This window comes from Halomonas sp. AOP22-C1-8, from assembly GCF_052378905.1.
Classification (GTDB): domain Bacteria; phylum Pseudomonadota; class Gammaproteobacteria; order Pseudomonadales; family Halomonadaceae; genus Vreelandella; species Vreelandella citrativorans.
The window spans coordinates 30,606-56,212 of sequence record NZ_JBQSYD010000014.1; the positions used below are offsets into that span (position 1 = coordinate 30,606).

Sequence of the window (25,607 nt, forward strand, 5' to 3'; positions counted from 1 at the left end):
AGGAAAACCGTATCAGGGGCTTCGTTGCCCGGTAGCTGAGGCCAAACCCGTTTGTTGGGTTAAGCGCAGAGCAGCCACCGTTGGCTGCCCGCTAAGCTTAAATTTATATAACCAGTACAAGGCAATTTATCAGCCAAGCCTCGGCTATTATTTATTTTTATATTGATTATCAATGCTTTGGTTTAAAGAGGTAGATTGAAGGCAGCGCCTTTTCAGCCGCTTACGCTCAGCCTGCGCACGCTATTGGTGCGCTAAGCGGTAAGAATGCACCTTGAGTAGTCAGCGTTAGCAAAAAACCTGCCTACAAGATAAGTCGAAAGATATTTTATTGGTTATTAACCTTCTGTTTAATCTGGTGTTTTTGTTTTAATGGGTTGGTTGGCGTAGGCCTTGCTATTACCTTGGCAACAAGCAACAAAGCACAGACGGGTTTATCGGCACAATAAAATGCAGCCATCGAGTTTGACGGGCAAATAACAACGCTAACGCCATCAGACGACAGGCCATTAATAAGTATGTCCAATCCCAGCAGTGCGACATTTGGCACCGGTGCAGGTGTCCCTGAGACAACGGCGTCCAGGCAGGCTTCTTGTGAGGCTCGCTTGGGCGCTTTTTGCTTTTAAGCGGGAGGAAATCAGTATGTCCCAGGCCACACGCTCGGCTTGTAAAGCAAACACAACGTGCCCTTATTGCGGTGTCGGCTGCGGCGTAACCGCCACTGTGGCAGGCGGCACAATCAGTGCGGTTGAAGGCGATCGCGACCATCCCGCCAATTTTGGTCGGCTATGTGTGAAAGGCTCGGCACTGCACGAAACCCTTGGCCACCATGACCGGCTCACCACGCCCTGGGTCGATGGCCAAGCGGTTGACTGGAATGTGGCGTTAACCACCTTGGCAGAGCGGTTGCAAACGACTCGGGCGACCTATGGCGCTGAGTCAGTCGGTGCCTACCTTTCAGGCCAGCTACTAACCGAAGATTACTATGTGGCCAATAAGCTGTTTAAAGGCTTTTTAGGCACGCCGCACCTGGATACCAACTCGCGACTCTGCATGGCCTCTGCCGTGGCGGCGTATAAACGCTCGTTGGGCGCGGATGCCGTTCCCTGCAACTATGAAGATATTGAAGAGGCCGAGCTGGTGGTGCTGGTGGGCTCGAATCTGGCCTGGAACCATCCAGTACTCTATCAGCGCTTGAAGGTCGCCAAAACGCGCAATCCGCTGATGCGGGTGGTGGTCATCGACCCACGCGTGACCGACAGCTGCGAAATTGCCGACCTTTACCTCGGCATCGCACCCGGCAGCGATGCGGTGCTGTTCAACGGTCTGCTGGCCTGGATGGCTGAGAATAACAAGCTGGATCAGCTCTATCTGGATCGCCATACAGAAGGTTTCGACGAAGCGCTGCTGGCCGCGAGCCACTGCGACATTAATGGCGTGGCGGCCATATGTGATATCGACCCAGAGCGGCTGGAGACCTTTTACTACTGGTTTGCCAGCCAACTCCATGTCGTGACGCTCTACTCCCAGGGCGTCAATCAATCCACAAGCGGTACTGATAAGTGCAACGCGATCATCAACTGCCATCTGGCGGGCGGCAAAATCGGCTTGCCGGGGGCGGGGCCTTTCTCGATTACCGGCCAACCCAATGCCATGGGCGGGCGTGAAGTGGGTGGGCTTGCCAACCAGCTGGCCGCGCATATGGATTACCACACTCCCGGCGCCCTCAGCCGAGTCACCCGCTTCTGGGCGACGGAAACGTTAATGCCCGAACTGCCTCAGGCGCCCGGCTATAAGGCGGTTGAGCTTTTTGACGCGGTTGAAAGAGGCGACATAAAGGCGCTGTGGATAATGGCCACCAACCCGGCGGTCAGCTTGCCGGATGCCGCCCGCGTGCGGCGTGCGCTTGAAAAGTGCCCACTGGTCATTGTGTCTGAGTGCGCCAGCCATACCGACCTGCTGGCCTACGCCGATATCATTCTGCCCGCGACGGGTTGGTCTGAAAAAGACGGCACGGTGACCAATTCCGAGCGGCGTATTTCGCGCCAGCGTGGTTTGCTACCTGCGCCAGGCCAGGCGCGTCACGACTGGTGGATTATGTGCGAAGCCGCCAAGCGGTTAGGCTTTCAGGAGGCGTTTGACTATAGCCATCCCCATGAAATTTTTGATGAGCACGCGCGCCTTTCCGGCTTTGAGAATGAGGGAGAGAGCAAACGGCTATTCGATATTTCCGGCTTGGTGGGACTTGGGCGCGAGGGCTACGACGCGCTGGCGCCTATTCAGTGGCCGGTGACGTCTTCAGCGCCTCACGGAACGGCGCGGTTATTTGAAGATGGCAAGTTTGCCACGCCTGATGGGCGCGCCAACTTCATCGCCATAACGCCGCGCTTGCCGGAGCAACGCCTGAGTGACGCCTACCCGCTGCGCCTGAACACCGGGCGTATTCGCGACCAGTGGCACACCATGACGCGCACGGCACGCGCGCCCCGGCTGATGAATCATCGCCACGAGCCGTTTATCGAACTCCACCCAGGCGATGCTGCGAACTATGGCATTGGCGACCAGCAACTGGCAGTATTGTCCGCCGCCAGCGGCGAGTACCGGGGGCGCGTGCGTATCTCGAATGCCCAGCGGCGTGGCGAGGTGTTTATTCCCATGCACTGGAGCGATGCGTTCAGTAAATCGGCGCGTAGCGGTGCCATGCTAAAAGCTTTGACCGACCCTGTGTCAGGCCAGCCAGAAGCCAAGCACGGCGCTGTGGCGCTGGCACCGCTTGAAGCAGCCTGGGAGGCAACGCTGTTGATTGCCCATCCATTAGGGGATAATAGTCAGGAAGTGCCCCCGTGGTGCAGAAGCGATTATTGGGCACGCGTACCCATGCAGGGCTGTCAGCGTTGGCAGCTGGCTGATGCAAAGCCGGTACATGATTGGCTGGCGCTACTCACTACGTGGCTACCCGAAGGGGCTTCTTTGTGGTGTGAAGACAGCGGCAATGGCCGCTTGCGCGCTGCGGCTATTGTGCGGGGCAAACTGCGCTGGTGGCTGATGGTCGGCCCGCCGCGCGAATTGCCCGGGCTTGCCTGGCTTGAAGCGCGTTTTAACGAAACAGCCATCAGTGATAAGCACCGGCGCCGACTGCTGGCGGGGTGCGAAGATGGCGCTGCGGATACCGGCCCCGTAGTATGCAGCTGCCACCAAGTGGGCCAGGCGGCGATTGTTAATGCTATTCGTGCCGGTGATACCAGCGTTGAAGCGTTGGGCGCACGGCTTGCTTGCGGAACCCAATGCGGTAGTTGTTTGCCTGAATTGAAGTCCCTGATTGAAGAGGAGCGTTCACATGCGCGTGCTAAGCAAGCGTCTACTACAGAAGTGGCCTGAGGCCACGTTGTGCTTTACGCAGCGCGTGCTGTCGCCGTTCCAGCGTTCCCCACGCAGCGCCTCAAGCACTCCTTCGCTTAAGCTACGCGGCGAATGCACGGCTGGGCATGTGTATCTGGTTGGTGCGGGCAGTGGTGATATGGAGCTGTTAACGCTGAAAGCCGCGCGGCTGTTAATGCAGGCCGATGCTATCGTGTATGACCGTTTGGTAGGCGACGATGTGTTAGGGCTGGTTCCGCTTTCCGCTGAGCGTTACTACGTTGGCAAGGCCAGCGGCCATCACAGCATGCCGCAAGCGGAAATTGGCGCCTTGATGGTCAAATTGGCAACCGCCGGCAAATCGGTGGTGCGCTTGAAAGGCGGTGACCCCGGCATATTTGCGCGTATGGGCGAAGAGCTTGCCGCCCTGGCGGATGCCAATGTGCCCGCACACATTGTGCCCGGGATTACTGCGGCGTCTGCCGCCGCCGCAAGTTTGGGGATTCCGCTGACCGACCGGGGCCACTCTCAGCAACTGCGCTTTATTACTGCACAGCTATGCCGTGAGGGCGGCGCGCCCGACTGGCAAACCCTGGCCCGTCGCGATGAAACCCTGGTATTTTATATGGGGCTTTCCAAGGTAGAGGCCATTTGCACAGGGCTACGCCAGGCGGGACTGCCCGATGAGTGGCCGATCATGCTGGTCGCCAATGCCAGCCTGCCCGAACAGCAGGCATTGGTGGGTACGCTTAATGATATGCCCCAGCGCCTGGCGGATCATCCGCTGCCGTCACCCTGTGTGATTCTGGTGGGCAGCGTGGTCAGTATGGTCGCGAGCAGCCCCGCGAATATGCTTGCTTCAGCGGGCATCATCGAAGCGGTCGACCCGACATAGCGTCGAGAACAGGCGCATCCACAGGCCGACCACCGCCAACGTGCCCACGCCGCCAATCACCGCGGCGGGCACTACGCCAAACCCGGCAGCCATGCTGCCTGCGCGGAACTCGCCCAACTCATTGCTTGAGCCAATAAACAGCATATTGACGGCATTCACCCGGCCGCGCATTTCATCCGGCGTGGCCAGCTGAATCACAGTGGTGCGTACATAAACGCTGATCATATCGGCCGCACCCGCCACCAGCATGGCGATCATTGACACCCAGAACAGGGTTGAGAAGGCAAACACCAGATTCGCCAAGCCAAACACGGCCACGGCGGCAAACATCACATGCCCGGCGCGGCGCTTGATGCCGCGAACGCCAAGATAAAGCCCCATCAATAATGCACCCACCGCAATTGCGCTGCGCAATGCACCTAGCCCTTCAGGGCCAACATGCAGAACTTCCTGAGCGTAAATGGGCAGCAGCGCCACGACGCCACCCAGCAGCACGGCAAATAGATCCAACGAAATGGCGCCCAGAATAATCGGCTGATAGCGGATATAGCGAATGCCTGCGGAAAAGCGCTTCCAGGCGGTGCTTTCCAATACCTTGGCTTTCTCAACATAGAGCACTGGTACCAGCATCAGTAAGGCCAGCGCGACGATAAAGCAGCCCAAGCACACGGCATAAGCCAGGCTGCCGCCGCCCACACTGTAAAGTACGCCGCCCAGCAATGGCCCGCTAATCACTGCGACTTTCATGATCGAGCTATTCAGCGCAATGGCCTGGGCAAGCTGAGCGCGGGGCACAATATTGGGCAACATACTTTGCAGCGTGGGGCCGGTAAACGCCCGAGCACAGCCAAACAGAGCCAGCACAACATAAAATTCAATAACGCTACCGTGATTGGCCTGCGCCAATAAAAGCAGCAGTGCGCTACAAATGCCCTGTACTGCCCAGCTGAGTTGCAGAATGCGCTTGCGCGGAAAACGGTCGACCACATCGCCGGCGGGCAGCAGTAAAATCACCATAGGCAGAAACTGCGCAAGCCCCACATAGGCAAGCGACATGGCATCGCGAGTAATGTCATATACCTGCCATGCCACCACAATGGCTTGAATTTGCATGGCAAAAACGGCGGCAAGGCGAGAGAGAAGAAAGCTTAAAAAGCCCGGCTGGCGGTGAATGGGAAGCAGCGGGGCATCGGTCGCTGCAAGTGTGTCGTTATCGGGGGGCATGGGCGGCATCTTGGTTAGCAAGAGAATGTTAGCAAGCGAATTTTCATAATTCTATCGCTTATGGCGCCAAACGTGGTATGGGCTTTTTTGAATAGGTGGTTGAAGTCACGCGGTGGCCGCCCCATGTTAATTAACACGCTATCAATAGAAAAGGATGTTAATGATGCAAAAGGTTATGCCTAACCCCGGCTTTGGTACTTTTCGCCTGGAAGGCGATACGCTTAAAGAGAGCATCCATGCGGCGCTTGAAGCAGGCTATCGCCATATCGACACCGCTCAGTTTTACGGTAATGAGAAGGGCGTTGGTGAAGCGATTCGTGACAGCAGCGTACCGCGTGGCGACATTTTTCTGACCACCAAAGTGTGGTTCGACAACCTGGCGCCGCAGCGCTTGAAAGAGAGTGTTGATGAAAGCCTGGAAAAGCTCGGTACCGATTACGTTGACCTACTGCTGATCCACTGGCCATCGCCGGATAACGAAGTGCCGATGGAAGAGTACCTGGCCGCTCTCAAAGAGGTGAAGGCACTGGGTAAGGCGCGCCACATCGGCGTATCCAACTTCACTATTGAACAGCTTGATAAAGCGGTGGAGATTTTGGGTAAAGGCGAAATCCTCACCAATCAGATTGAAGTGCATCCTTTCCTGCAAAACCGCAAGCTGGTTGAGCGCTGCGAGCATCACGGTATTCAGGTAACGGCCTTTATGCCGCTGGCGGTGGGTAAGGTAATGGACGATGCCACGCTCCAGCAGATCGCGGATGCGCACAGCGTAACGCCTGCGCAAATCGCCTTGGCTTGGGTCAATCAGCGCAATATGGTCACCATTCCCTCTTCCACCAAGGCGCGTAACATCCAAAGCAATATTGCCGCGTTTGATCTTGTGCTAAGCGACAGCGAAATGACCGACATTGCCAAGCTGGACCGCAAGGAGCGCATCGCCAACCCTGACTTTGCGCCCGCCTGGGACGAGTGATCTTAAATGAGTGCTGAGGAACCTTAAGCTTCTTATAATGTCTTAGCGGTGCCTGTTTTAGCAGGCACCGCTTTTATATAGCTTTTAAATAATCGGCTGTACAGGAAGATTCCATGAAGCAAAAGATTCGCGACAACGCGCTCAAAGCGCAGCTACGAACCCCCATGTTCAAGATGCAACAACAAACGCCCAAAAAGGGCAAAGGCAGCTACTCCCGTAAAGGGCGCAAGGCCCTGCGGGGGTATCGCCAAGCCGCTTAATCAGGCGTTTTGGCAATGCTTCTGCTCTACCCAGGTATAGATCAATCCCTCTTAGCGATAGCCTTTCGCTTGCAGGTGAAATAAATGGGCGTAACGGCCGTTTATCGCGAGTAGTTCTTCATGCGTGCCGCGTTCAATAATTTCTCCCTGGTCGATAACGAGGATGAGATCCGCATTGCGAACGGTTGAGAAGCGGTGCGAAATAAGAATCGTCATTTTATTGTGGCTATGTTGCCGAAACCGGGTAAATACGTCGGCTTCAGCGGCAGCGTCCATCGCGGCGGTGGGTTCATCCAGTACTACAATATCGGCCTCTTCGCGCATGTAAGCACGTGAGAGCGCTATTTTTTGCCACTGCCCGCCGGAGAGTTCCTGTCCGTCCTTAAACCAGCGGCCCAACTGAGTGTTATAGCCTTGAGGCATGCGTTTGATAAAACTGTCAGCCATGCCATTGCGAGCGGCCTGCTGCCAGCGCTCTTGATTATTAAACGCCTGGATGTCGCCCACGCCCAGATTTTCGCCAACCGGCAATTGATAGCGGACAAAGTCCTGAAAAATAACCCCGACGCGTTTGCGTAGCGCACTGCTTTCCCAATCACGAAGATCACTGCCATCCAGCAGAATTCGCCCCTTTGTAGGGTGATAAAGCCGCGTTAAAAGCTTAATGAGGGTGGTTTTTCCTGAGCCGTTTTCGCCGACCAAGGCAAGGCTTTGACCGGGAGACAGGTGCAGTGAGATATGCTGCAATACCTGCTTGCCGCCTGGGTAAGCAAAGCTTACATCTTCAAAGCGCAGCCCATCGCCGGGAAGCGCGCCTTGCAAGCGCGTGCCGCCTTCCTGCTGGGTAGGTTGTTCCAGGTACTCGTAGAGGTTGGAAAGATAGAGGTTGTCTTCGTACATGCCGCTGATAGCTGTCAGGCTTGCAGAAAGCGCAGACTGGCCCTGTTTAAACACCATCAAGTACATGGTCATCTGCCCCAGCGTGATAGCACCTGCAATCGTCTCAACCACTACCCATCCATACGCCGCGTAGAATGTTAGCGTGCCCAGCAAACCAAGCAAGAAGCCCCAGCCCTCACGGCGGAGTGTTAATCGCCGGTCTTCGCTAAATAGCCGGTTGAAAATGTCGCGATAACGTTGCAAAAAAAGCGTCTCAAGGCCAAACAGTTTGACTTCTTTAATGCTGTCTTCGCGGGCCAGCACGGTTTCCAAATAGCCCTGCATACGCGTTTCGGGTGAGCGCCTGCGAAACAAGCGAAACGCATCACCTGAAAACTTGGCTTCTGAAACGAACACCGGCAGGGCGCCTGCCGCTAGAATCAGCAGCGCCCAAGGGGAAAACTGCACAAGCAGTACACTAAAACTGACCAGTGAGATGGCATTTTGCAGCAGCCCGAAGGTTTTATTAACCAGCGCTAAAGGTCGCGTGGAGGCTTCACGGCGAGCACGTGTTAATTGGTCATAAAGCTCTGAATCCTCGAACTGGCTTAATGATAGCGTGCCCGCTTTTTCTAAAATCATGACATTGACTTTCTGGCCCAGCAGGGCGCGAAGCAGCGACTGCTGAGCAGAAAGACCGCGTTGGGCCAGTGCGATCAAGGCGATGATGAGAGCCTCTAAAGCCACAAGCTCAAGCACCGGCATAATAATAACCGTCAGGTTAGCGGAAGGATTGTCGTGATAGGTGTCCATCGCGTTGACGACGCCATCAACGATCAGTTGGCCCACCCAGGCACCCGCCGCAGGCAACACGCCAGCCACCAGAGTACAAAGCGCCAGCCCGAACATCATCCAGCGGGAGGTTTCCCAAACAAGGCCCAAGGCTCGCTTGCTGTAGCGAAAAACGTTGAAAAAACCGTTAACCGATGGGGTATTATCAGAGGTGGAAAACAGTGGAGGCATAGGGAGTTAACATGAACCGAGAACGAAAGAAGCTATTATGATGCGTGGGTTGCGTCGCAATAGCCACTTCAACCGCCAGAGCCTTATAGCGCGCGACGGTTGCAGCAGGAGAAGAAGATGAGCACAGGCTCTTTTCGTACAAATCTTAGGGAAGGATAAAGGCACCGTATACAAGCGCACCCATTACCACAAACGCGGGATGAACGCTGAACCGTACCAGCGCAATCGCGGCAATGGCGCCGATAATCAGCGTATGTACCCACCCCGCGCCATTAACGCCTTCAAGGAAAAAGCCAAACGTTAACCACACCATCATAATGGCGATCACTGGGCGTACCCATTGGCTCATACGCTTGACTTGGGGCGACTCGCGATGACGGTACAAAAGTCCTAGTGCGGCAATCATCAGCAGTAACGAAGGTACAACCGTTGCCGCTATCGCGACGGCGGCACCGCCGATGCCGGCCACTTCATAACCCACGTAGCCGGCCATTTTAGTAGCAATCGGGCTAGGCAGCGCGTTTCCAAGTGCAAGCGTTTCCGCGAAACCCTGAGACGTCATCCAGCCATAGCGGCCGACTACTTCGGCTTCAAGCAGAGGGATAATGGCTGGACCACCGCCGTAGCCAACAATGTTCGGTACAAAAAACGCCAGGAAGAGCTCCCAATAAATCATGCTGAGCGCTCCGCTTTTTTAGCCGTGGAAGGGCGTAACAGCGCCACCAGCAAAATCGCACCAATAATAAAACCGGGGTGAATGCCCAGCCAATAAATCAATATGCCAGCGGTAATCGCCATTAGGCTACTGACAAGCCAACCTAGCGCCTTTTGCGATTTATCAAAGAAGTCCCAGGCCAGTTGCCCCATCATCACCATCACGACGGGAACCACGGCTTGCCCCATCCCACGAATCCAGGCCACATCCCGATACCGGCTAAAAACGCCCAGCATGACCACCATGGCAACTATCATGGGAAAACAAACTGCAAGTACCGACGCTATACAGCCACTAATGCCGCCTACACGGTAGCCGATATAACCAGGCATTTTAGTTGCGATAGGACCAGGTAAGGTGTTGCCAATGGCTAATACATCGGCAAACTCTTCGTCCGTCAGCCATTGGTGGCGTGTAACGACTTCTGCATGTACCAGCGGTATCATTGAAGGGCCGCCACCGAAACCAAAAATACCGACTCGAAAAAAGGCCCAGAACAGGGCTGTCTGTTTCATCAGCGTGTCACGCTATGGTAAGCAGGCCGAAAACGGTAGTAGATGCGTTGAAAAACCATATTCTCTCTTTATATCGTTTATAAGTGATAAAATCGATTATTTTTCAGGGTAGAATAATATAATCAAGAGCGTTAGCAGGCGTCAAACGGAATAAATGATATGCGCTCACCGGTGGATGAAAGGACCCTACCATGAACCAGTACATTCAGCCCTCCACAACGACAGCATCTAGCCGTATTTACGATATTTTACGCAAAGACCTGGTTAATGGGCGTTTTGCTGCTGGCGAAAAGTTGGCAATCAATGCGCTTAAAGAGCTGTATCAAGTGGGCTTAAGCCCCTTGCGTGAAGCGTTAAACAAGTTGGCCGCCTATGGTCTGCTGATACAGGAAAATCAGCGCGGTTTTCGGGTGCCAACACTTTCACGCAGTGAACTGGATGATATTGTAAAAACGCGCTTAGCCTTGGAAGGCATGGCATTTGAACAGGCAATTTCGCTGGGGGATGCGGCGTGGGAGGCAAACCTTCTCGCGGCAGAGCATCGCCTGAAGTGTGCCGACATGACGCTGGATAATGACGATGAGTGGGAGCGATTGCATACCCAGTTTCATCGCACGCTGGTCGCATCTTGCGGCTCTATATGGTCGCTGCGGTTTATTGAGCAACTGCATGATCAATTTGATCGGTACCGGCGCTTGGGGCCCAAAATGCCGGTAATTCGCCAGGAGTTGGATCAGCAGCACCATGAGCTAGTGGCGCTCGCTTTAAAGCGCGATGTGAAAGCAGCGCGAAAGCTTCTTGATGAGCATATCCTTAAATCCTATGAGGCTGCGCTAACGTGCTTTGCGCAGCACGGATAAAAGCATCAGCTAAGCCGTTAGTGATAGGTGTACACTGGCGCGCACTAAACACGATAAAGCGGATGTAAAAGAGCGATGCAATATTCAGATAATGATGTCATTGAGCAAACGTTGAGCTGGGTGCGCAATTTTATTGTGGCTGAAAACGTATGTCCCTTTGCTCAGCGAGAAGTAGAGCGTGACACTATTCGTGTGGGCGTCGTACGCTCAAAAAAGCTTGAGGTGGCATTGGAAGAGCTGATGGTCGAAGTGCAGTGGTTGGATGAGCATCCGGAAACAGAAACCACGCTGCTGGTCTTTCCCACGCTTTTTAAGCACTTTGACCACTATCTGGACTATGTAGAACTGGCAGAAAGCATGCTGGCCGAACAGGGCTATGAAGGTGTTTATCAGCTGGCGACTTTTCATCCGGACTACTGCTTTGAGGACGCCACGCCAGAGGACGCCTCGAACTACACCAACCGCTCACCCTACGCAATGGTGCACCTATTGCGCGAAGCGAGCGTTGAAAAAGCCATTGAGTTTTATGGTGATACCTCGGTCATCCCGGAACGCAATGTGGCCCATTTGACCACGATGGGAAGCAGTAGGGCAGAGCGCTATCTTCAGGATGCGTTAGCGCAACGGGCATCTTCGGGTAAAACGCCATAACGCCTTGTTCGTGCTGTTTATGCAAAGCTCAAACGCCCTTGCTTTGGATCGATTGTTGCGCTTTTCTCTGCGGGTATTCCAAGCGCCGCCACTACCATCAACATGACAACGAGCAAACCTAATGCACCTGCCAGAGCATGGTTCATTGGAGTGGTTGTGATGTCGATAAAAACTATGAAAATTAATACGCTAGTCGAATAAGTTATAAGAATTTATGCATCACGTAGCTGTCTACGAGTCCTTGTGTTGCGTGACAATAAGCTTTCGGCACCGTACCCACAATATTAAATCCTAAACGCTGCCAAAGCGCTACCGCTGCCTCGTTCGTGGCAACGACAGCGTTAAACTGCATGGCTTTAAAATCATGGGTGCGGGCTAGTTGCTGAGAGTGTTCACACATCGCGCGCGCAACGCCTTTACCGCGGGCGGCAGCGGTGACCATATAGCCACAGTTACACACATGGCCACCCGGGCCTGCGGCATTGGCTTTTAGGTAGTAGCTTCCCACCAGTTCGCCTGCTGAATCTCTGACGGCATACGTGGCTTTGGGGACTTGGCACCATAGTGAGTAGGCCGCCTCGTAGCTAATGTCGGGGTCAATGGCATAGGTGTGTTGTTCCGCCACAATCGCCTTAAAAGTGGGCCAGAAAATAGCGAAGTCGTCTTGCGTCATTAAGGTGAAGGTAAGTGTAGACATGGTTAATACCTGGTAGAGATAAGCCGAGTAGCATGTGAGGGGCGTTAATGGTACCAGGCCGCAGCGATGCCTGCGGCTGTCAACATGGAAGGGGCATCTGCGCTTGAAGCCCCTTAAGTGGCTGTACGTTGCGCTTATTTTGCTACGTGAGCAACGATTTCGTAGCTGCGCACGCGGTCGGCATGATCAAAAAAGTCACTATTAATCATTAACTCATCGGCGCCTGTACGTTCCTGAAAGTCTTCAAGTCCTGCTTTAACTGTTTCTGGACCACCAATAATCGCGGCACCCAGGAACTGGTTGACTTGCGACTGCTCCATGGGTGACCAGTCCAGCTGCTCTACCGGGGGCTGCGACTGAGTCGGCTTGCCACGGATCAGGTTCAGAAACTTCTGCTGGGCGGAGGTAGCAAGGTAGTGCGCCATGGCATCATTCTCTGCGGCCATCACCGGCAGCCCGACCATGGCATAAGGCTTATCCAGATGCTCAGACGGGCGGAAGTTATCGCGGTAGAGGCGTAACGCTTCAAATAGGTAGCCGGGTGCAAACTGCGCCGCAAATGCAAAGGGCAGGCCCAGCCTGGCGGCCAGTTGGGCGCTGTAGCCGCTTGAACCCAACAGCCAGATAGGCACGTTAGTTCCTTGGCCAGGTACCGCTTTCACCTGCTGGCCGGGCTCTGCATCTCCCAGGTAGCGACGCAGCTCGCTTAGTTGCTCGGGGAAGTCGTCTACGCCCGCATGCATGCTGCGCCGCATGGCACGCATAGTGGCACCGTCAGAACCGGGCGCCCGCCCAAGTCCCAGGTCAATGCGCCCAGGGTAGAGCGTTTCCAGCGTGCCAAACTGCTCGGCAATCACAAGCGGAGGATGATTAGGCAGCATTATCCCGCCCGAGCCTAGCCGTATAGTGGAAGTGTGGCCTGCCAAATGGCCAATCAAAACGGACGTGGCGGCACTGGCGATTCCAGGGATGTTGTGATGTTCGGCAAGCCAGTAACGGGTATAGCCCAACTGCTCGGCTCGCTGTGCCAGTGAAACGCTATCCCGGAACGTTTCAGCAGCGCTGCCGCCTTGGCGTATAGGGGCAAGGTCGAGTACAGAGAGCGCGGTCGAAGAGAGTTGGCTCATATTTCACCTACTAATAAAGACGTGGAGCATGCTTAAAGATTTGGACGCGTAGGCAATGAGACGGCACGCGGTTAAATCATTAGCACGCTTGTTAGTAGAGTGTATGCGGGCTATGAAGGCCAAATGCAAGGAGCAGCCCTTTTGGGCTGCGTAACCTGTTTGATCGGTTAGTCACTCGGCGGGGTGGCGAACCAGGATCACGTTAACGTCGACATGGGCCGGTTGAGAGAGCGCATAAATAACCGCGTTGGCAATATCGCGAGCTTCCAGCGCCGTTTCAGGCGGTTCATCAAAAAAGGGCGTATCGACATGCCTGGCTCAATCAAACGAGGTGACATCAGTGGATGGCTCGTTTAGCGTGAGTATGCTGGAGCCTCTTTGAGCATGGAGGAGAGATCGAGAATGGCTTGCGCCATGTCTGCCATGCTTTTGCTTTGATCCATTGATGTCTTGCGAAGGAAGCGGTAAGCCTCCTCTTCACTCATTGATTGGTGCGCCATAATAAGCCCTTTAGCGCGTTCAATAAGCTTGCGCTCGCGCAGTGCCTTACGGGTATTTTCCAGCTCATCGCTTAACCCTTGTAGGCGGCTGGACTGGGTCTGGGTTAACGCTATCAGGGAACGGCCAAGCGGTGAGGTCAGCGCGCTGGCCGTTAAATCACCCGACGGCTGAGGATGGTTAAGGGCCAGTAACGGTTCGCAAGGCGCGGGTTTATGCGCGTAAGGCTTGGCTTTGGTCTGCTCAAGCGTTGCTTCTGCCTGGTGTATTTTGCGATAGCAAAGCGCGGCTAGCTGTGCGTTTAACGTATCTTCGACGCTTTTGATTGCATCAATGCGCAGCGTGGTTAGCTCGTACCAGGTTTCACCCAGCGGGTTAGACGCTATGTGCGGCGACGCTGGCTGGCAGGCGGCCTCGCGCAGTTGTTGAATGCCGGTTAGCGCGCTGGTTGAAACGGCTTGCTGCCAGGCAAGCGCGGCGTCTGGAGTAGCAAATTCGATAAAAGTGTCAAAACAGCGCTGCTGGTCGTTAACCAGTTGGCCGAGAAGTTGGCGGTGACTGTCATCAAAATGGCCAAGGGTATAGCCAAAGGCGCCACAGGCACGCTCTTGTCCGGCCAGCTCCTTGCCTTGCATGAGATGGAAAATAGCCACCAGCGCGCGGGTAATATCTGGATCGTCTGAAGTGTCGGCAGCTTCGAAGACAATCGCTAACAAACCGCCAATAAGGTGATTAAAGGCTTGGGTGGCGGCATCGGGAGAAATAGCAACGTTATCAATGGCGCTGCGCAGTGCGCTTAAGTCGTCCAGGGCGTTCCACATGGCGGCTATTCGGCGCAGCAGGCGCGCCGCTGCCTGTGGGCGTGCTTCCTGGCTTAGCGCCTCTAAGCGCCTGCGCATCAGCGCTTCGGCCTCTTTGCTCTTGTTAATATATGTCTGGTGGCGTGTTTTAAAGCGCTGACCTTGAGAGGCGAGGTAAATCGTTGAGGCACCGCGTTCGCGCTGAAGCACATGGATAAAACGGCTAATATCCGCAACGATTTCCGAGGCCGTCGCTAAATAACGAAAATTGTCGATATCGCAACGAATGGCGGTTAAGAGTAGCTGCTGGGCAGATGACATAACGATTTCCTTTTACTCGCCGCGTTGCCCTTCTCTCATGGCTGGCTTGCGCCGGAGAGTAGGGGGCTGCTTGAGCATAATGCCTGGCGTTAACTTAATGCCTAGCGTTAACGTAATGAAAGGGCCCCCGCACCGGTATCATCGCCCACGGCGTCACGGTAAGCGTTTGCTTCTTGTGCTTCCGTTACGTCGTTAAACCGAACGACTAATACGCACGAGGCCAGTACCAGAACGGTCACGCCTAGGTAAAATAGCCCTTGTTGATAGCTTAAGCTTTCACTGCGAAACAGAAAGGCGGCCGAGACGGCGCCGACATTGCCGCCCGCACCCACAATCCCGGCAACTGCGCCCAAGGCTTTTTTATTGATAAACGGCACGACACCGAACGTGGCGCCTTCGGCCATTTGTACGAAGAGGCTAAACACCAGCATGATGCCAATGGCCAGGCTTAGAACGTGCATTTGCGAAAAGGCGACCAGCGCAATGCCTTCACAAACCAGCGCAATAAATAGCCAGCGCACACGTCCTTTTAACCCGCCCTGTTTGGCGAACAGATCCGAGAAAACACCACCCAGCGTGCGGGCAAAAATATTCATCAACCCAAACAGCCCTGCAATCATGCCAGCCATTGCCAGCGTTAAGTCGAATTTGTCGAAGAAGTAGATAGCCGCAATATTGTTGATCGTAAGTTCAACACCAAAACAGAGCCCATAAACTACAAACAGTGCCCAAACGCGGATGTCTTTCGCCGCTGCTAAAAAGCATTGAGTGGCGCTGTTCTCGCCCGTTGCCTCGGGCAATTCACCCCGTGCGCGCAGGTCACTAAAGTTGCCGTCAGGCGCATCCTGCGTGAGGAACCAGTAACCTATCCCGGTGATAAACATCACAATGCCGGGCACGACCATGGCAAGACGCCAGCCTAGCGCTTCGTTAACGCCCAGCATTAGCATGCCTGCAAAGATAAGCGGCATGAGAATTTGCGTGGTACCGCCTCCCAGATTACCCCAGCCCGCACTCGTTGCATTGGCGGTACCCACGACATTGGGCGCAAACATCATGGTGGTGTGGTACTGCGTAATCACGAATGAGGCACCGATAGCGCCAATGGCTAAGCGGGCTAGCAGGAACGTCTCAAAACTATTGGCAAAGCCGATGCCCATGACCGGTAGGGAGCCTAAAATGAGCAGGCCCGTGTAGGTTTTGCGCGGTCCTAATCGGTCACACAGCAATCCGATCAGGAGCCGTACGATAACGGTAATCGCGACAGACGCGATGATCGTGTTGCCAATTTGTGTCTGTGTCAGGGAAAGGTCATCGCGCACCACCGCCATGAGTGGCGCGATGCCGAACCAGCCAAAGAAACAGATATGAAAAGCAAACCACGACAGGTGGAAGGCACGCATCTGAGGCGTGGAGAACGTCAGCAGTCGAATACGATTGGCTTTATTGCGTATGTCCATGGGATGGCCTCACAGGATCTTAACCAGTTGAGCATCACGCAACGCCAAATCGCTCTGTTGCGTTACGTGTTCACGAGAACATGCCTTCGTCATTGAAGGTCAGGCTCGACGCACTCGTACCCGGTTGGGCCTGGTCTACGCCTACCATCACAAGAGATAGTTAAGCAATTAATTCGCCATCGGGGATTTTTATAAGCCTTATCAGTTGGTTACTTTTTATAGGCCGAAGATTTACAGAAAGAGGAATAGCCCCATGCGCTGTTGATGGGCATGCCGTAGGCGGCATGCATCACAATAGTGCTGTTTAGTCGTGCAGGTAAACGGCGTCGATATCCAGCGTTGAGTGATTGCCGATTGCCTCGAAGTGCTCATCCAGCCAGCGCTGCGCGGCGTCTCGGCCTTGTTCAAAAAGGTGTGAAAGAAACGACCATTCCGAATTCATCTTGCTGGAAACGGAAAGGTTTTCCAGCGCTTGCTCGCCGCTAATACGGTGAAAGAGGGCCTGCTGGTAACAGTTGTTGATCCCTTGCTCTTCCAGGGCGTGTTGCAGTAGCGCAATCATGCGTATCTCTTTAATCAGCGCGGCGTTAAAGGTAATTTCATTAAGTCTGTTCAGGATGGATGACGCACAGGTCGGTACTGAGTCGCGGCTGATAGGGTTAATTTGTATCAGCAGGATATCCCGTGAACTGCACTCCTCCATTAAGGGAAACAGCGCGGGATTGCCCATGTAGCCACCATCCCAGTAGGCCTCGCCATCAATTTCAACGGCCTGGAACATCAAGGGTAAACAGGCAGAGGCCATTACAGCATCAAGACTCATCTCTTCACGACGAAAGACACGCTGTTTGCCCGTGCGCACATTGGTGGCCGCCACAAACAGCTTAAGCTGCTCGCATTGGCGCACCCGCTCGAAATCAATGTGTGCATCAACGATGTCACGCAGTGGGTTAACGTTTAACGGGTTGAATTGATAGGGCGAGATCAGGCGCGTCATAAGGTCCATCGCGATATAGCCTGGCGAATGATCAAGGCTCCAGTTGCCGGTCCAGACATCCATCGGCGAACGACGTACCGGGCTTGCCATACCCGCGCGACTGACCGCCTGCCAAAAATCCGTCAGTGCTTGCCTGGCTAACGGCTTGCCGCCTCTGGTAAGGGCATCGGCCATCACCACGCCATTCATGGCACCGGCACTGGTGCCGCTAATACCTTCTATTTCGATGCGCTCATCTTCAAGCAGGCGGTCAATGACGCCCCATGAATAAGCGCCGTGTGCCCCGCCGCCTTGCAATGCGAGATCCAACTTCTTGACTTGAGTCATAAGGCCTCATGCGTTAGTTAGCTTATTCATGCTGCACTGCTTCTCAGCATGGCATAAGAACCGACACATGCCACCAGGCGCGAATTTAACGTTGCGCTAAATGGGGGGCACCTGGCGTTTGGCAGCGTAAGAAATTTGAGCTGGCGAGCCACTCCTCATCGGGGTAATAGGCAAACACATACTGATCATCTCTTAAGCTATCAATCAGCGGGTAAGTGATATCCTGGCGTACAGCGGGGCAGCCATGGCTGCGGCCGAGGCGGCCTGTTTGCGCGATAAAGTCATCGCTAACGTAGTCGGCTCCGTGAATCACAATGGCACGCTCGTAGGCGAGGTCATTGACCTCGGGTTCCAGCCCGTTAAGCCTAAGGGAGTAGCCGTTGCGTCCGTAATAGCTATTCATGGTACGAAACAAGCCAAGACTTGATTGATAGCTTTCGGGAATATTCGAGAAGGCGTCGGCTTGCGCATCACCAGAACCCTGGCCATGGGAAACCAATTCCTCAAACAACAGCGTGTGCTGGCGCAGATCAAAGACCCACATGCGCCGCTCGGTGGAAGGCAGTGAATAGTCGATAACTGCCAGCCGCTCGACATCGGGGTCCGCACAGCTAAGCGCTTGGGCGGCAAGGCGCAGCGCTTCTGGGGTAGCCGAAGGCGCTAATTGAAGCAACTGATGATTAAGCGATAACACACCGGGAGGGGGCGTTGAGGCGACATCAGAAAAGAAACTGCTCGCGTATAAAGGGAGGCTAATGAACGCGAAAGGTAAACAGCATGACAACGATAGTGGGCGCAAACGGGTTACCATACAGAGCAATCCTGCTGACAAGAGCGACGACGAAAAACAGTAAACGGCTATGATGAAAGTAAGCATGCCGCGAATGGGAATTCATAGTAACGCAAGGAGAGGGTGATGAACGAGATGCAGTCACTAAGACAATGGGCGATAGGGGCCGCTCTAGGTCTAGCACTGTCCCATATCCCTTTCGGTTTAACACCGGCGTATGCGGCCTCTGAGCCGCTTAAACAGGCACTTATACAGCGCTTGGCGGCTGAAGATCAGGCGTCGCTGCCGATCCGTGAATTTTATCAATTGCGTAATGAGCAGCTAGCCTGGCGCGAAGCTTCATCGGTTGAGGCGTTAGCCAATGCGCTTAACCTGCTTGAAAGTGATGGTTTGACCCCTAGTGACTACCGTGCCGATAGATTGTTGAGCGCTTTCCAGAGTAGCCAGAACGCTGGAGAGTCCGCTCAGGCCGCGTTTGATATTCAGGCAACGTCGTCGCTGTTGTTGGCGCTTGATCACCTGGAGCGTGGCAAGGTCAACCCGCGTGACGTTGAGCCGAATTGGGATGTCCCACGTCCTGAACGTCGCTATTCGCTGGCTCGCGTTGCTCAGGCCGTTGATGACCAGGCATTGGAGCGCGCTTTTGAGCTGGCTCGTCCAGCCTCAAGTGAGTATCAGCAGTTGCGAGAGGCGCTCAGCCGCTATCGTCAGATGGCCACGCTAGGCAGCACCCCGTATTTGCCGTCGCGCGAAGACTCGCTGCGCCCGGGTGATAGGGATGATGACGTAATCCTGCTGCGCCAACGCCTGGCGATGTGGGGAGAAGATGGCCTGGTCTCGGCAGACAGCAGCGCCTATCTCATGATTGGCGTTCAGGCGCCAGGCGGCGATAGACGCACCTTTGATACTGAACTCGAAATGGCCGTAAAACGCTTTCAGCGGCGCCATCAACTAACCGCCGATGGCGTCGTCGGCGATCGTACTCGCTTGGCGCTTAATGCACCTGCCGCCTCACGTGTTGATCAGTTGCGGGTTAATCTGGAGCGTGCTCGCTGGATAGGCCCCCAGCAGTCTAGTGAGCCGCGGGTCTGGGTAGATATCGCAGGCTACCAGTTGCACTATATTCGGCCAAACGGCCAGCAGTGGAATGCCCGGGTGGTCGTTGGGTCGCCGCGCCGTGAAACGCCTATTATTCACTCATCCATCAGCCACCTAACGATCAATCCCAGCTGGACGATTCCGCCTACCATCCTGCGTGAAGATGTTCTGCCCCGGATACGTCAGAACACCGACTATTTAGCCCAGCATAATATGCAGGTGATCAATATGTCCGGTGCGCAGCTAGACCCCGCCGAGGTCGATTGGCAACGCCCTGGGGGCGTTATGTTGCGCCAGGTAGCGGGGAGCAGTAACCCTTTGGGTCGGGTAGTGGTGCGCTTTCCCAATAATGACATGATCTATTTACACGACACGCCAGCACAGGGGCTTTTCCAGCGTGATCAACGGGCATTGAGCTCGGGCTGCGTACGCGTCGAAGGGGTGCGCGAATTTGCCCAAATGCTTTTGCAAGATAGTGGCAGTCGTTACCAGCTCAGCACGCTAATAAATAGTGGTGGCAGCGACCGTAATGTGAACTTGCCTCAGCGCATTCCTGTTGCACTACATTACTTGACCGCATGGCCCAACGCCCAAGGGGAAGTGGAGTTTCGCACGGATATCTACCGGCGCGATGCGTCACTATTGGCAGCGCTCCAGCGTTCTGTATGAACGTAGAGGGCAGGCCAGCGTGTAGATAGCGCAAGGTGCGTGGCTACCGTTCAGAGGGTAAAAACGACAATGCCGCCCTTGGGGGCGGCATTGTTATAGGGTGTTAAAGCTTGGATTACAAAACTTGGATTACAAAAACCTGGATTACTCAGTATCGCTTTCTGACTGGTAGCCCGCCACGCTAATCGTGCCGGTTTCGCCACTTTCAAGCGCAGCAAGCATCGGCTCGGCTTGGCGTTGGAAGGCAATTAGTGTGTCGCCGTTTAAGCCCATGTTTTCAGGAAGGTCTATCGTCATTGCATTAACGGGCGAGTTATTAACGATGACCTCGTAATGCAGGTGAGGGCCTGTACTGCGGCCAGTGTTACCCGAAAGCGCGATGCGCTCGCCCATGGTGACGCGTTGGCCCTGGCTTACCAACTGCCGGGACAAGTGCAGGTAGCGCGTACGATAGCCATTGTCATGGCGGATAATAATATAGCGGCCTGCGGCTGGATGGTTGGCAATTTTCTCAACACGGCCATTGGCGGGGGCAGTCACCGGCGTACCAATAGGCATTGCAAAGTCAGTACCGTTGTGTGGGCTGATCCGACCCGTTACCGGATGTTTACGGCGTGGATTGAAACCGGAGCTAAGGCGGTAACTACCGTCAAAGGGGTAGCGTGCAAAAGAGGGATCCAGGCTATTGCCTTCGGGCGTATAGAAGTTATTGTCGGTGGCATTACGTACGACAGTGAGGTCCATGCGCTCTCCGGCATACTTTACTGCTAGTACGCGGGAGCCCAGCGTTTCGCCATCAATCATGTCGGACTCAACCAGCACCTGGAATTGGTCGCCACGGCGACTGTCCCGGCGAAAATCAAGTTTCTTCTCTAGCAAGTGAGTAAGCTCGGTAACCGAACTGCTGCTCAAACCAGTTGCCTGAGCTGAACGGGCGAAACTACCGCTAACACTACCCGCAAAAAGGCGTTGAACCGGCTCTCCCTGTCGCTCAATAGACGTAATGGCGAAACTGTCAGTATCGCTTTCTATTAATACCCCGTCGCGCATGTTTTTCATCATGCGAAGCGCAAGCAGGCGGCCGTCCTCATCTAGCTGGTAGTCGAAGCTGTGGCCTGCACGCCAGTTTGTCAGCATTTGAGATTCTGGCATGTCATCCAACAGTGCCAGTACTTCGCTATAGCCTAGCCCCAGCTCATCTTGTGCCAGAACGGCAAAGGTTTCACCTGGCTCAACAAGGTGGGTCTTCCATTCAGGGACATAGGGCTCTTCAGCAGCCAGTTCCAGCTCAAGAAAAGAGACGTCATCGAACAGATCAATGCCGTAATCTTCATAAGAAGTAGCATCTGCGATTTCGACAGAGGACGACGGATCGATATCGAGCATGCCGCTTGAAAGTGTGCCTACGACAATCGACATATGCAGTGCGCCGTTATCGATTGCGCTGTCGTTGAGTACTGCACTGGGCGGCTGGTGTTCTGCTACCGCCGCATCCGCGCTAGAGATAAGATCAAGATCAACGATTTCTGTTGCCGCTAAATCGCTAAGGGGAATATGTTCGCGGGTGGCATCAATGGCCCTTGAGGCGCGATTGATGGCATCAGCAACCGGCGCTCGTTCCTGACCAAGGGAAGGAAGACCTGGCGCTGAATCGCTGGGAAGCGGTACTAACACGCTTTCAAGCGGTGTATGGGGTTGGTTTAAATCGTGATACGTTGTAATTAATTTTTGTGCGCCCAGCACAGTGACCATTGTAGCCACAGGTAACAGTAACAACTTATGCGTGCGGGGCAGCGAATGAAGGATTCGCAACATGGGTAAATAGACCGCCGAGTTCGTGATCGAAAACGAATATGAAAGTAAACAAACCCCGGAACCATACCCCATGGAGCAAAAGGTGCATAGACTGTATATCTGTACATAAAAGATACTTTTGCTATATGAGCATAAGTAAATGGCAGATATTACTGTTTGTGAACACTGTTTGCTAACAAAGGTAAATAAAAGCTTGGATAAAGCGAGTCGGCTACCTCTGTGTATTGCATACTTCTGATCATGAAAAACATGAGAATTACTAACCTAACCATAGACAGGCAGAGAGTAGTGTAGAGGTTTTGTGGCGGTTAGGAGTGTCGGGTAAGTAAGGTCTAATAGGAATTATTATTATTGTTGTTTGAAAACAAGCGCTTAAGCTATTGTTAATATTAGTTAAGAATTTTTAGGTTGGGCGAAGATAATACCGTGAGCCGTGGATACTGTCTGTCAGACTTAAGGCGGGGTTAATCTTGACGTTTTTTTTGTAACAAAAGGTTAATTGCGGGTTTTTTTAGCGTTTTAACGTGGTTAGGGCGTTGGCCAGACGAGCAATAGAGCGCGCTGCGTATTTGAGCGACGCAGATAAAACCAACATGCACTGGCAGGCCGGCTGTATTGTGCCGGATGGCGTAAATAAGCACTGAATAAGCGGTACTTTTTATTGATTACTGGCATTCTAGTGAGATTTTTTCGAAGATTAAGCGGATTGTATCGCTGTATAGCATCGAGGAAATCGAAATGTCCCGGGTAACACTTGCGCAATGGCAAATGCTGGCAGCCGTGGTAGACCATGGAGGATTTGCGCGTGCAGCGGAAGCGATCCATAAAAGCCCCTCTACGTTGAACCATGCCGTTCATAAGCTGGAAGAGCAGTTAGGTGTTCAGGTGCTTGAGCCGGTTGGGCGTCAGGTACGCTTGACGGAGGCTGGTGAGTTACTGCTGCGCCGCGCACGTCAATTGGTAGAAAGCGCAGCCTCTTTAGAAGATGTGGCGTCAAGGCTGGCGGCAGGCCTGGAAGCTGAAATTATCGTGGCAATCGAGCAGATATTCCCAGCGGCGGTCCAGGCGAAGGCACTAGAGCGTTTCTCGGAAGAGTATCCTCAAGTACGCGTGCAGCTATATGAGAGCGTGCTCCACGGTGGAATTGAAATGCTCTATGACGGCCGCGCAGACCTCGTGGTTTCGGGTATATCGGCGCAGGGGTTTTTAGGTGAGCCTCTGGTGCTCGTTCGCTTTATTGCGGTTGCCCATCCGGACCATGCTCTACACCAGTTGGGGCGGTCATTAGACCTTCGCGATCTGGCACAGCATCGCCAGTTGGTGGTTCGTGACTCAGCCTTGCGTCAGCCTTTGGATGCAGGGTGGTTAAAGGCCGAGCAGCGTTGGACGGTAGGTCATTTGAACACCTCTCTGGATATGTTAAAGCGTGGCCTAGGGTTCGCTTGGATGCCTGAATCCCATATTACAGAAGAGCTAGCGCGTGGCGAGTTAAAGCCATTGCCGCTTCCGGCGGGTGGCACACGCGAAGTGCCTGTTCAGATGATTTTTCGGGATCGTGATCGTGCAGGGCCTGCCGCTCATGCTATGGCGGCTGCGTTAAAGCAAGCGGTCGAAGAGCTCTATTCCCATGGTTCGATTATCTCGAATGAAGCACCGTAAAACATCCGCTTGAGCATCTGCGCACCGGGGGTATGCTGAAGGTAGCGTCGTCAGATATTTATTACCCTTTTAGGAGATGCCTTATGGGCTTGCTTGTTAATGGTGAATGGCACGACCAGTGGTACGACACGAAAAAGAGCGGCGGTGAATTTGTCCGTGAGTCTGCTCAGCTGCGTGATTGGGTCGGCGATCAACCGGAAACTGACGGGGCCTGCTATCCCGCTGAAAAGGACCGCTACCATCTATACGTTTCGTTAGCCTGCCCTTGGGCGCACCGCATCCTCATAATGCGTAAGCTAAAAGGGCTGGAGTCGTTGATAGGTGAGTCGCATGTGAGCCCTTTGATGCTAAATAAAGGGTGGACCTATGAGCAGAATGAAGGCTCAAGCGGTGATGCCGTTAACGGCGTTGATTACCACTATCAGCTATACACCATGACTAACCCCACCTATACCGGTCGGGTAACGGTCCCGGTGCTCTGGGATAAAAAGCGAAGTGCCATCGTTAATAATGAGTCGGCCGACTTGTTACGTATATTGAATGTCGCGTTTGATGATCTTACTGGCAACCATTTGGATTTTTATCCGGAGGATTTGCGCGAACAGATCGACCAAGTGAATGCCGATGTCTATGACCATATTAACAACGGCGTTTACAAGACCGGTTTTGCCACCGAGCAGAATGTGTATGAAAAGCATGTTCATGCGCTGTTTGAAGCACTAGAGCGTGTGGAAAAACGTTTGGGTAACCAGCGTTATCTGGCGGGTGAGTGGCTAACAGAAGCGGATATCCGCCTGTTTACGACGCTGATTCGTTTTGATGCCGTGTATTACGGCCATTTCAAGTGTAATTTCAAGCGTATTGAAGACTTTCCCAATTTGTCCAATTATGTGCGCGAAATCTACCAATGGCCGGGGGTGGCTGAAACGATTGATATGGGCCATATAAAACGTCACTACTACTACAGCCACGATACGATTAACCCAACACGTATTGTACCTGCTGGGCCGCTGCTTGACTTTGAACGCCCCCATGATCGAGAGCGCCTGCCAGGGCGTGGGGTACGTTCTAAGCAGAGCGCTTAGGCAGCTTGTTCAGCGCAGCCGGCCGCTGCAAACCAGAAGACCGCCGAAAAGGCGGTCTTCTGTTATTACGTTAGCTGATGATGGACGGTGTTAATCGTGATTTGATATGGCTTCACGTGTTGATTGCCAAGCGCTTTGTGCGCCATCGCGGGTAGTCTCCCACGCATCACGAGCATTTACTTTCGTTTGTTCCCACCAGTCATGGTTGTAGGTCGGAAATTCTTCAACTTCTTCGTGGGTTGCATCAAGAATAATGCGGTGCTCGGTATCCCCGTCGCTCTCAGTGTGGGTTTCAAGCGAGAAGTAGTCAGTGCCTACAACGATCTCACGACCACCAAGGCCTAATACGGCGCCACTCTCAATGACCAGCGCATTGATACGCATCTCTTCATCGAACAGGATATTATCGACTTCACCGATCTCATCGCCGGACCCGTTGTTGAAGTAGACGTCAGCGTCAAGGATATCTTTGGCGGAGTACATGCCTTGGGGCTCTTCTGACGCTTGCACTCCGAAGGCCAGGCTGCCTAACAGGGCGGTACCGATAGCGGTGGTTAACATTGTCTTACGCATAGCTTCTCTCCATGTGGCTAAAATACAGAATGGTCAACATTGGCTGCCCATTCATCGCTAGTCGCCAATAACTTGCAACGTTTGACTAAAACAGAAGTGAGTAGGCTTATGACGCTGACGGGTTATAGCGTGTTGGCCCAATCATCAGCACGTCTTTCAGCTTCTTCACGCGTCAGACCATATTTTTGCTGAAGCTTGCCCACTAGCTGATCTTTCCTGCCACCAATCTGATCAAGCTCATCATCGGTGAAGTCGCCCCAGCTAGTGCGTGCTTTACCTTTCATTTCCGTCCACTTGCCTTCAATTTGATCCCAGTTCATACATCACTCCTTGAATTGCTGA

Annotated in this window: 23 protein-coding genes; 9 read left to right on the plus strand and 14 right to left on the minus strand. The window is 53.8% G+C overall.

Annotated features, from left to right (window positions below; genetic code table 11):
- The first annotated feature begins 639 nt into the window (after positions 1 to 639).
- Together ACT3TY_RS09435 and cobA are read left to right on the plus strand one after the other, a co-directional pair.
- Entirely contained in the window at positions 640 to 3,375 is a 2,736-nt protein-coding gene (locus tag ACT3TY_RS09435; protein ID WP_444628013.1) for a nitrate reductase, read from the plus strand.
- On the plus strand, positions 3,335 to 4,249 hold the full coding sequence (gene cobA / locus ACT3TY_RS09440) for a uroporphyrinogen-III C-methyltransferase (protein WP_444628014.1): 915 nt from the start codon (positions 3,335 to 3,337) through the stop codon (positions 4,247 to 4,249). Before ACT3TY_RS09435 ends, cobA begins: the two co-directional genes overlap by 41 nt.
- Here cobA and ACT3TY_RS09445 read toward each other — a convergent pair.
- Positions 4,214 to 5,473, minus strand: a complete 1,260-nt coding sequence (locus ACT3TY_RS09445) for an MFS transporter (RefSeq protein WP_444628015.1) — start codon at positions 5,471 to 5,473, stop codon at positions 4,214 to 4,216. The genes cobA and ACT3TY_RS09445 overlap by 36 nt on opposite strands.
- A gap of 154 nt (positions 5,474 to 5,627) precedes the next feature.
- On the opposite strand from ACT3TY_RS09445, the gene dkgB reads away from it, so the two are divergent.
- Complete coding sequence (gene dkgB / locus ACT3TY_RS09450) at positions 5,628 to 6,446, plus strand: 2,5-didehydrogluconate reductase DkgB (RefSeq protein WP_444628016.1); 819 nt, start codon at positions 5,628 to 5,630, stop codon at positions 6,444 to 6,446.
- Between the two features lie 113 nt (positions 6,447 to 6,559).
- A complete protein-coding gene (arfA, locus tag ACT3TY_RS09455) occupies positions 6,560 to 6,706 on the plus strand; it encodes an alternative ribosome rescue factor ArfA (protein ID WP_087108287.1) in 147 nt (48 codons plus the stop codon).
- A 51-nt stretch (positions 6,707 to 6,757) separates the two neighbouring features.
- On the opposite strand, the gene ACT3TY_RS09460 is transcribed toward arfA, so the two are convergent.
- From ACT3TY_RS09460 to ACT3TY_RS09470, 3 genes are all read right to left on the minus strand, one after another.
- Positions 6,758 to 8,608, minus strand: a complete 1,851-nt coding sequence (locus ACT3TY_RS09460; RefSeq protein ID WP_444628017.1) for an ABC transporter ATP-binding protein — start codon at positions 8,606 to 8,608, stop codon at positions 6,758 to 6,760.
- 145 nt (positions 8,609 to 8,753) lie between these two features.
- Complete coding sequence (locus ACT3TY_RS09465; protein WP_192526681.1) at positions 8,754 to 9,284, minus strand: chromate transporter; 531 nt, start codon at positions 9,282 to 9,284, stop codon at positions 8,754 to 8,756.
- Positions 9,281 to 9,838, minus strand: a complete 558-nt coding sequence (locus ACT3TY_RS09470) for a chromate transporter (protein WP_192526682.1) — start codon at positions 9,836 to 9,838, stop codon at positions 9,281 to 9,283. The genes ACT3TY_RS09465 and ACT3TY_RS09470 overlap by 4 nt, the downstream gene beginning before the upstream one ends.
- A 191-nt stretch (positions 9,839 to 10,029) precedes the next feature.
- Here ACT3TY_RS09470 and ACT3TY_RS09475 point away from each other — a divergent pair, with 191 nt between their 5' ends.
- Together ACT3TY_RS09475 and ACT3TY_RS09480 are read left to right on the plus strand one after the other, a co-directional pair.
- Positions 10,030 to 10,698 carry a GntR family transcriptional regulator gene (locus ACT3TY_RS09475; protein ID WP_087108311.1) on the plus strand — a complete coding sequence of 223 codons (669 nt, stop codon included), beginning with the start codon at positions 10,030 to 10,032 and terminating at the stop codon, positions 10,696 to 10,698.
- Between the two features lie 75 nt (positions 10,699 to 10,773).
- The gene (locus ACT3TY_RS09480) at positions 10,774 to 11,349 is read left to right on the plus strand and encodes a DUF1415 domain-containing protein (RefSeq protein WP_444628018.1); all 576 of its coding nucleotides are present in this window, start codon (positions 10,774 to 10,776) and stop codon (positions 11,347 to 11,349) included.
- Positions 11,350 to 11,551: 202 nt separating this feature from the next.
- On the opposite strand, the gene ACT3TY_RS09485 is transcribed toward ACT3TY_RS09480, so the two are convergent.
- The 7 genes from ACT3TY_RS09485 to ACT3TY_RS09515 form a co-directional block, all read right to left on the minus strand.
- Positions 11,552 to 12,046 carry a GNAT family N-acetyltransferase gene (locus tag ACT3TY_RS09485; RefSeq protein WP_441678466.1) on the minus strand — a complete coding sequence of 165 codons (495 nt, stop codon included), beginning with the start codon at positions 12,044 to 12,046 and terminating at the stop codon, positions 11,552 to 11,554.
- Positions 12,047 to 12,180: 134 nt separating this feature from the next.
- A complete protein-coding gene (locus ACT3TY_RS09490) occupies positions 12,181 to 13,173 on the minus strand; it encodes an LLM class flavin-dependent oxidoreductase (protein ID WP_441678464.1) in 993 nt (330 codons plus the stop codon).
- Between the two features lie 197 nt (positions 13,174 to 13,370).
- Positions 13,371 to 13,511 (minus strand): hypothetical protein, encoded by a 141-nt coding sequence (locus ACT3TY_RS09495; RefSeq protein ID WP_441678462.1) that lies wholly within the window; start codon positions 13,509 to 13,511, stop codon positions 13,371 to 13,373.
- A gap of 15 nt (positions 13,512 to 13,526) precedes the next feature.
- Positions 13,527 to 14,792 carry a nitrate- and nitrite sensing domain-containing protein gene (locus ACT3TY_RS09500; RefSeq protein ID WP_441678460.1) on the minus strand — a complete coding sequence of 422 codons (1,266 nt, stop codon included), beginning with the start codon at positions 14,790 to 14,792 and terminating at the stop codon, positions 13,527 to 13,529.
- A 107-nt stretch (positions 14,793 to 14,899) separates the two neighbouring features.
- On the minus strand, positions 14,900 to 16,252 hold the full coding sequence (locus tag ACT3TY_RS09505) for an MFS transporter (protein WP_441678458.1): 1,353 nt from the start codon (positions 16,250 to 16,252) through the stop codon (positions 14,900 to 14,902).
- A 304-nt stretch (positions 16,253 to 16,556) separates the two neighbouring features.
- Complete coding sequence (locus ACT3TY_RS09510; protein WP_444628019.1) at positions 16,557 to 17,576, minus strand: patatin-like phospholipase family protein; 1,020 nt, start codon at positions 17,574 to 17,576, stop codon at positions 16,557 to 16,559.
- Between the two features lie 85 nt (positions 17,577 to 17,661).
- On the minus strand, positions 17,662 to 18,387 hold the full coding sequence (locus ACT3TY_RS09515; protein WP_172118037.1) for a murein L,D-transpeptidase catalytic domain family protein: 726 nt from the start codon (positions 18,385 to 18,387) through the stop codon (positions 17,662 to 17,664).
- A 105-nt stretch (positions 18,388 to 18,492) separates the two neighbouring features.
- On the opposite strand from ACT3TY_RS09515, the gene ACT3TY_RS09520 reads away from it, so the two are divergent.
- Complete coding sequence (locus tag ACT3TY_RS09520; protein WP_444628020.1) at positions 18,493 to 20,133, plus strand: L,D-transpeptidase family protein; 1,641 nt, start codon at positions 18,493 to 18,495, stop codon at positions 20,131 to 20,133.
- A gap of 144 nt (positions 20,134 to 20,277) precedes the next feature.
- On the opposite strand, the gene ACT3TY_RS09525 is transcribed toward ACT3TY_RS09520, so the two are convergent.
- On the minus strand, positions 20,278 to 21,948 hold the full coding sequence (locus ACT3TY_RS09525) for a peptidoglycan DD-metalloendopeptidase family protein (protein WP_172118035.1): 1,671 nt from the start codon (positions 21,946 to 21,948) through the stop codon (positions 20,278 to 20,280).
- 738 nt (positions 21,949 to 22,686) lie between these two features.
- Between ACT3TY_RS09525 and ACT3TY_RS09530 the strand changes: the two genes are divergently transcribed.
- Both ACT3TY_RS09530 and ACT3TY_RS09535 read left to right on the plus strand, forming a co-directional pair.
- On the plus strand, positions 22,687 to 23,607 hold the full coding sequence (locus ACT3TY_RS09530; RefSeq protein ID WP_172118034.1) for a LysR family transcriptional regulator: 921 nt from the start codon (positions 22,687 to 22,689) through the stop codon (positions 23,605 to 23,607).
- Positions 23,608 to 23,690: 83 nt separating this feature from the next.
- A complete protein-coding gene (locus ACT3TY_RS09535) occupies positions 23,691 to 24,692 on the plus strand; it encodes a glutathione S-transferase family protein (RefSeq protein ID WP_172118033.1) in 1,002 nt (333 codons plus the stop codon).
- 90 nt (positions 24,693 to 24,782) lie between these two features.
- On the opposite strand, the gene ACT3TY_RS09540 is transcribed toward ACT3TY_RS09535, so the two are convergent.
- Positions 24,783 to 25,265, minus strand: coding sequence for a PRC-barrel domain-containing protein (locus tag ACT3TY_RS09540; protein WP_172118032.1), 483 nt, complete (start codon positions 25,263 to 25,265; stop codon positions 24,783 to 24,785).
- A 122-nt stretch (positions 25,266 to 25,387) separates the two neighbouring features.
- Positions 25,388 to 25,585 carry a CsbD family protein gene (locus ACT3TY_RS09545; protein WP_087108335.1) on the minus strand — a complete coding sequence of 66 codons (198 nt, stop codon included), beginning with the start codon at positions 25,583 to 25,585 and terminating at the stop codon, positions 25,388 to 25,390.
- Positions 25,586 to 25,607: the final 22 nt, after the last annotated feature.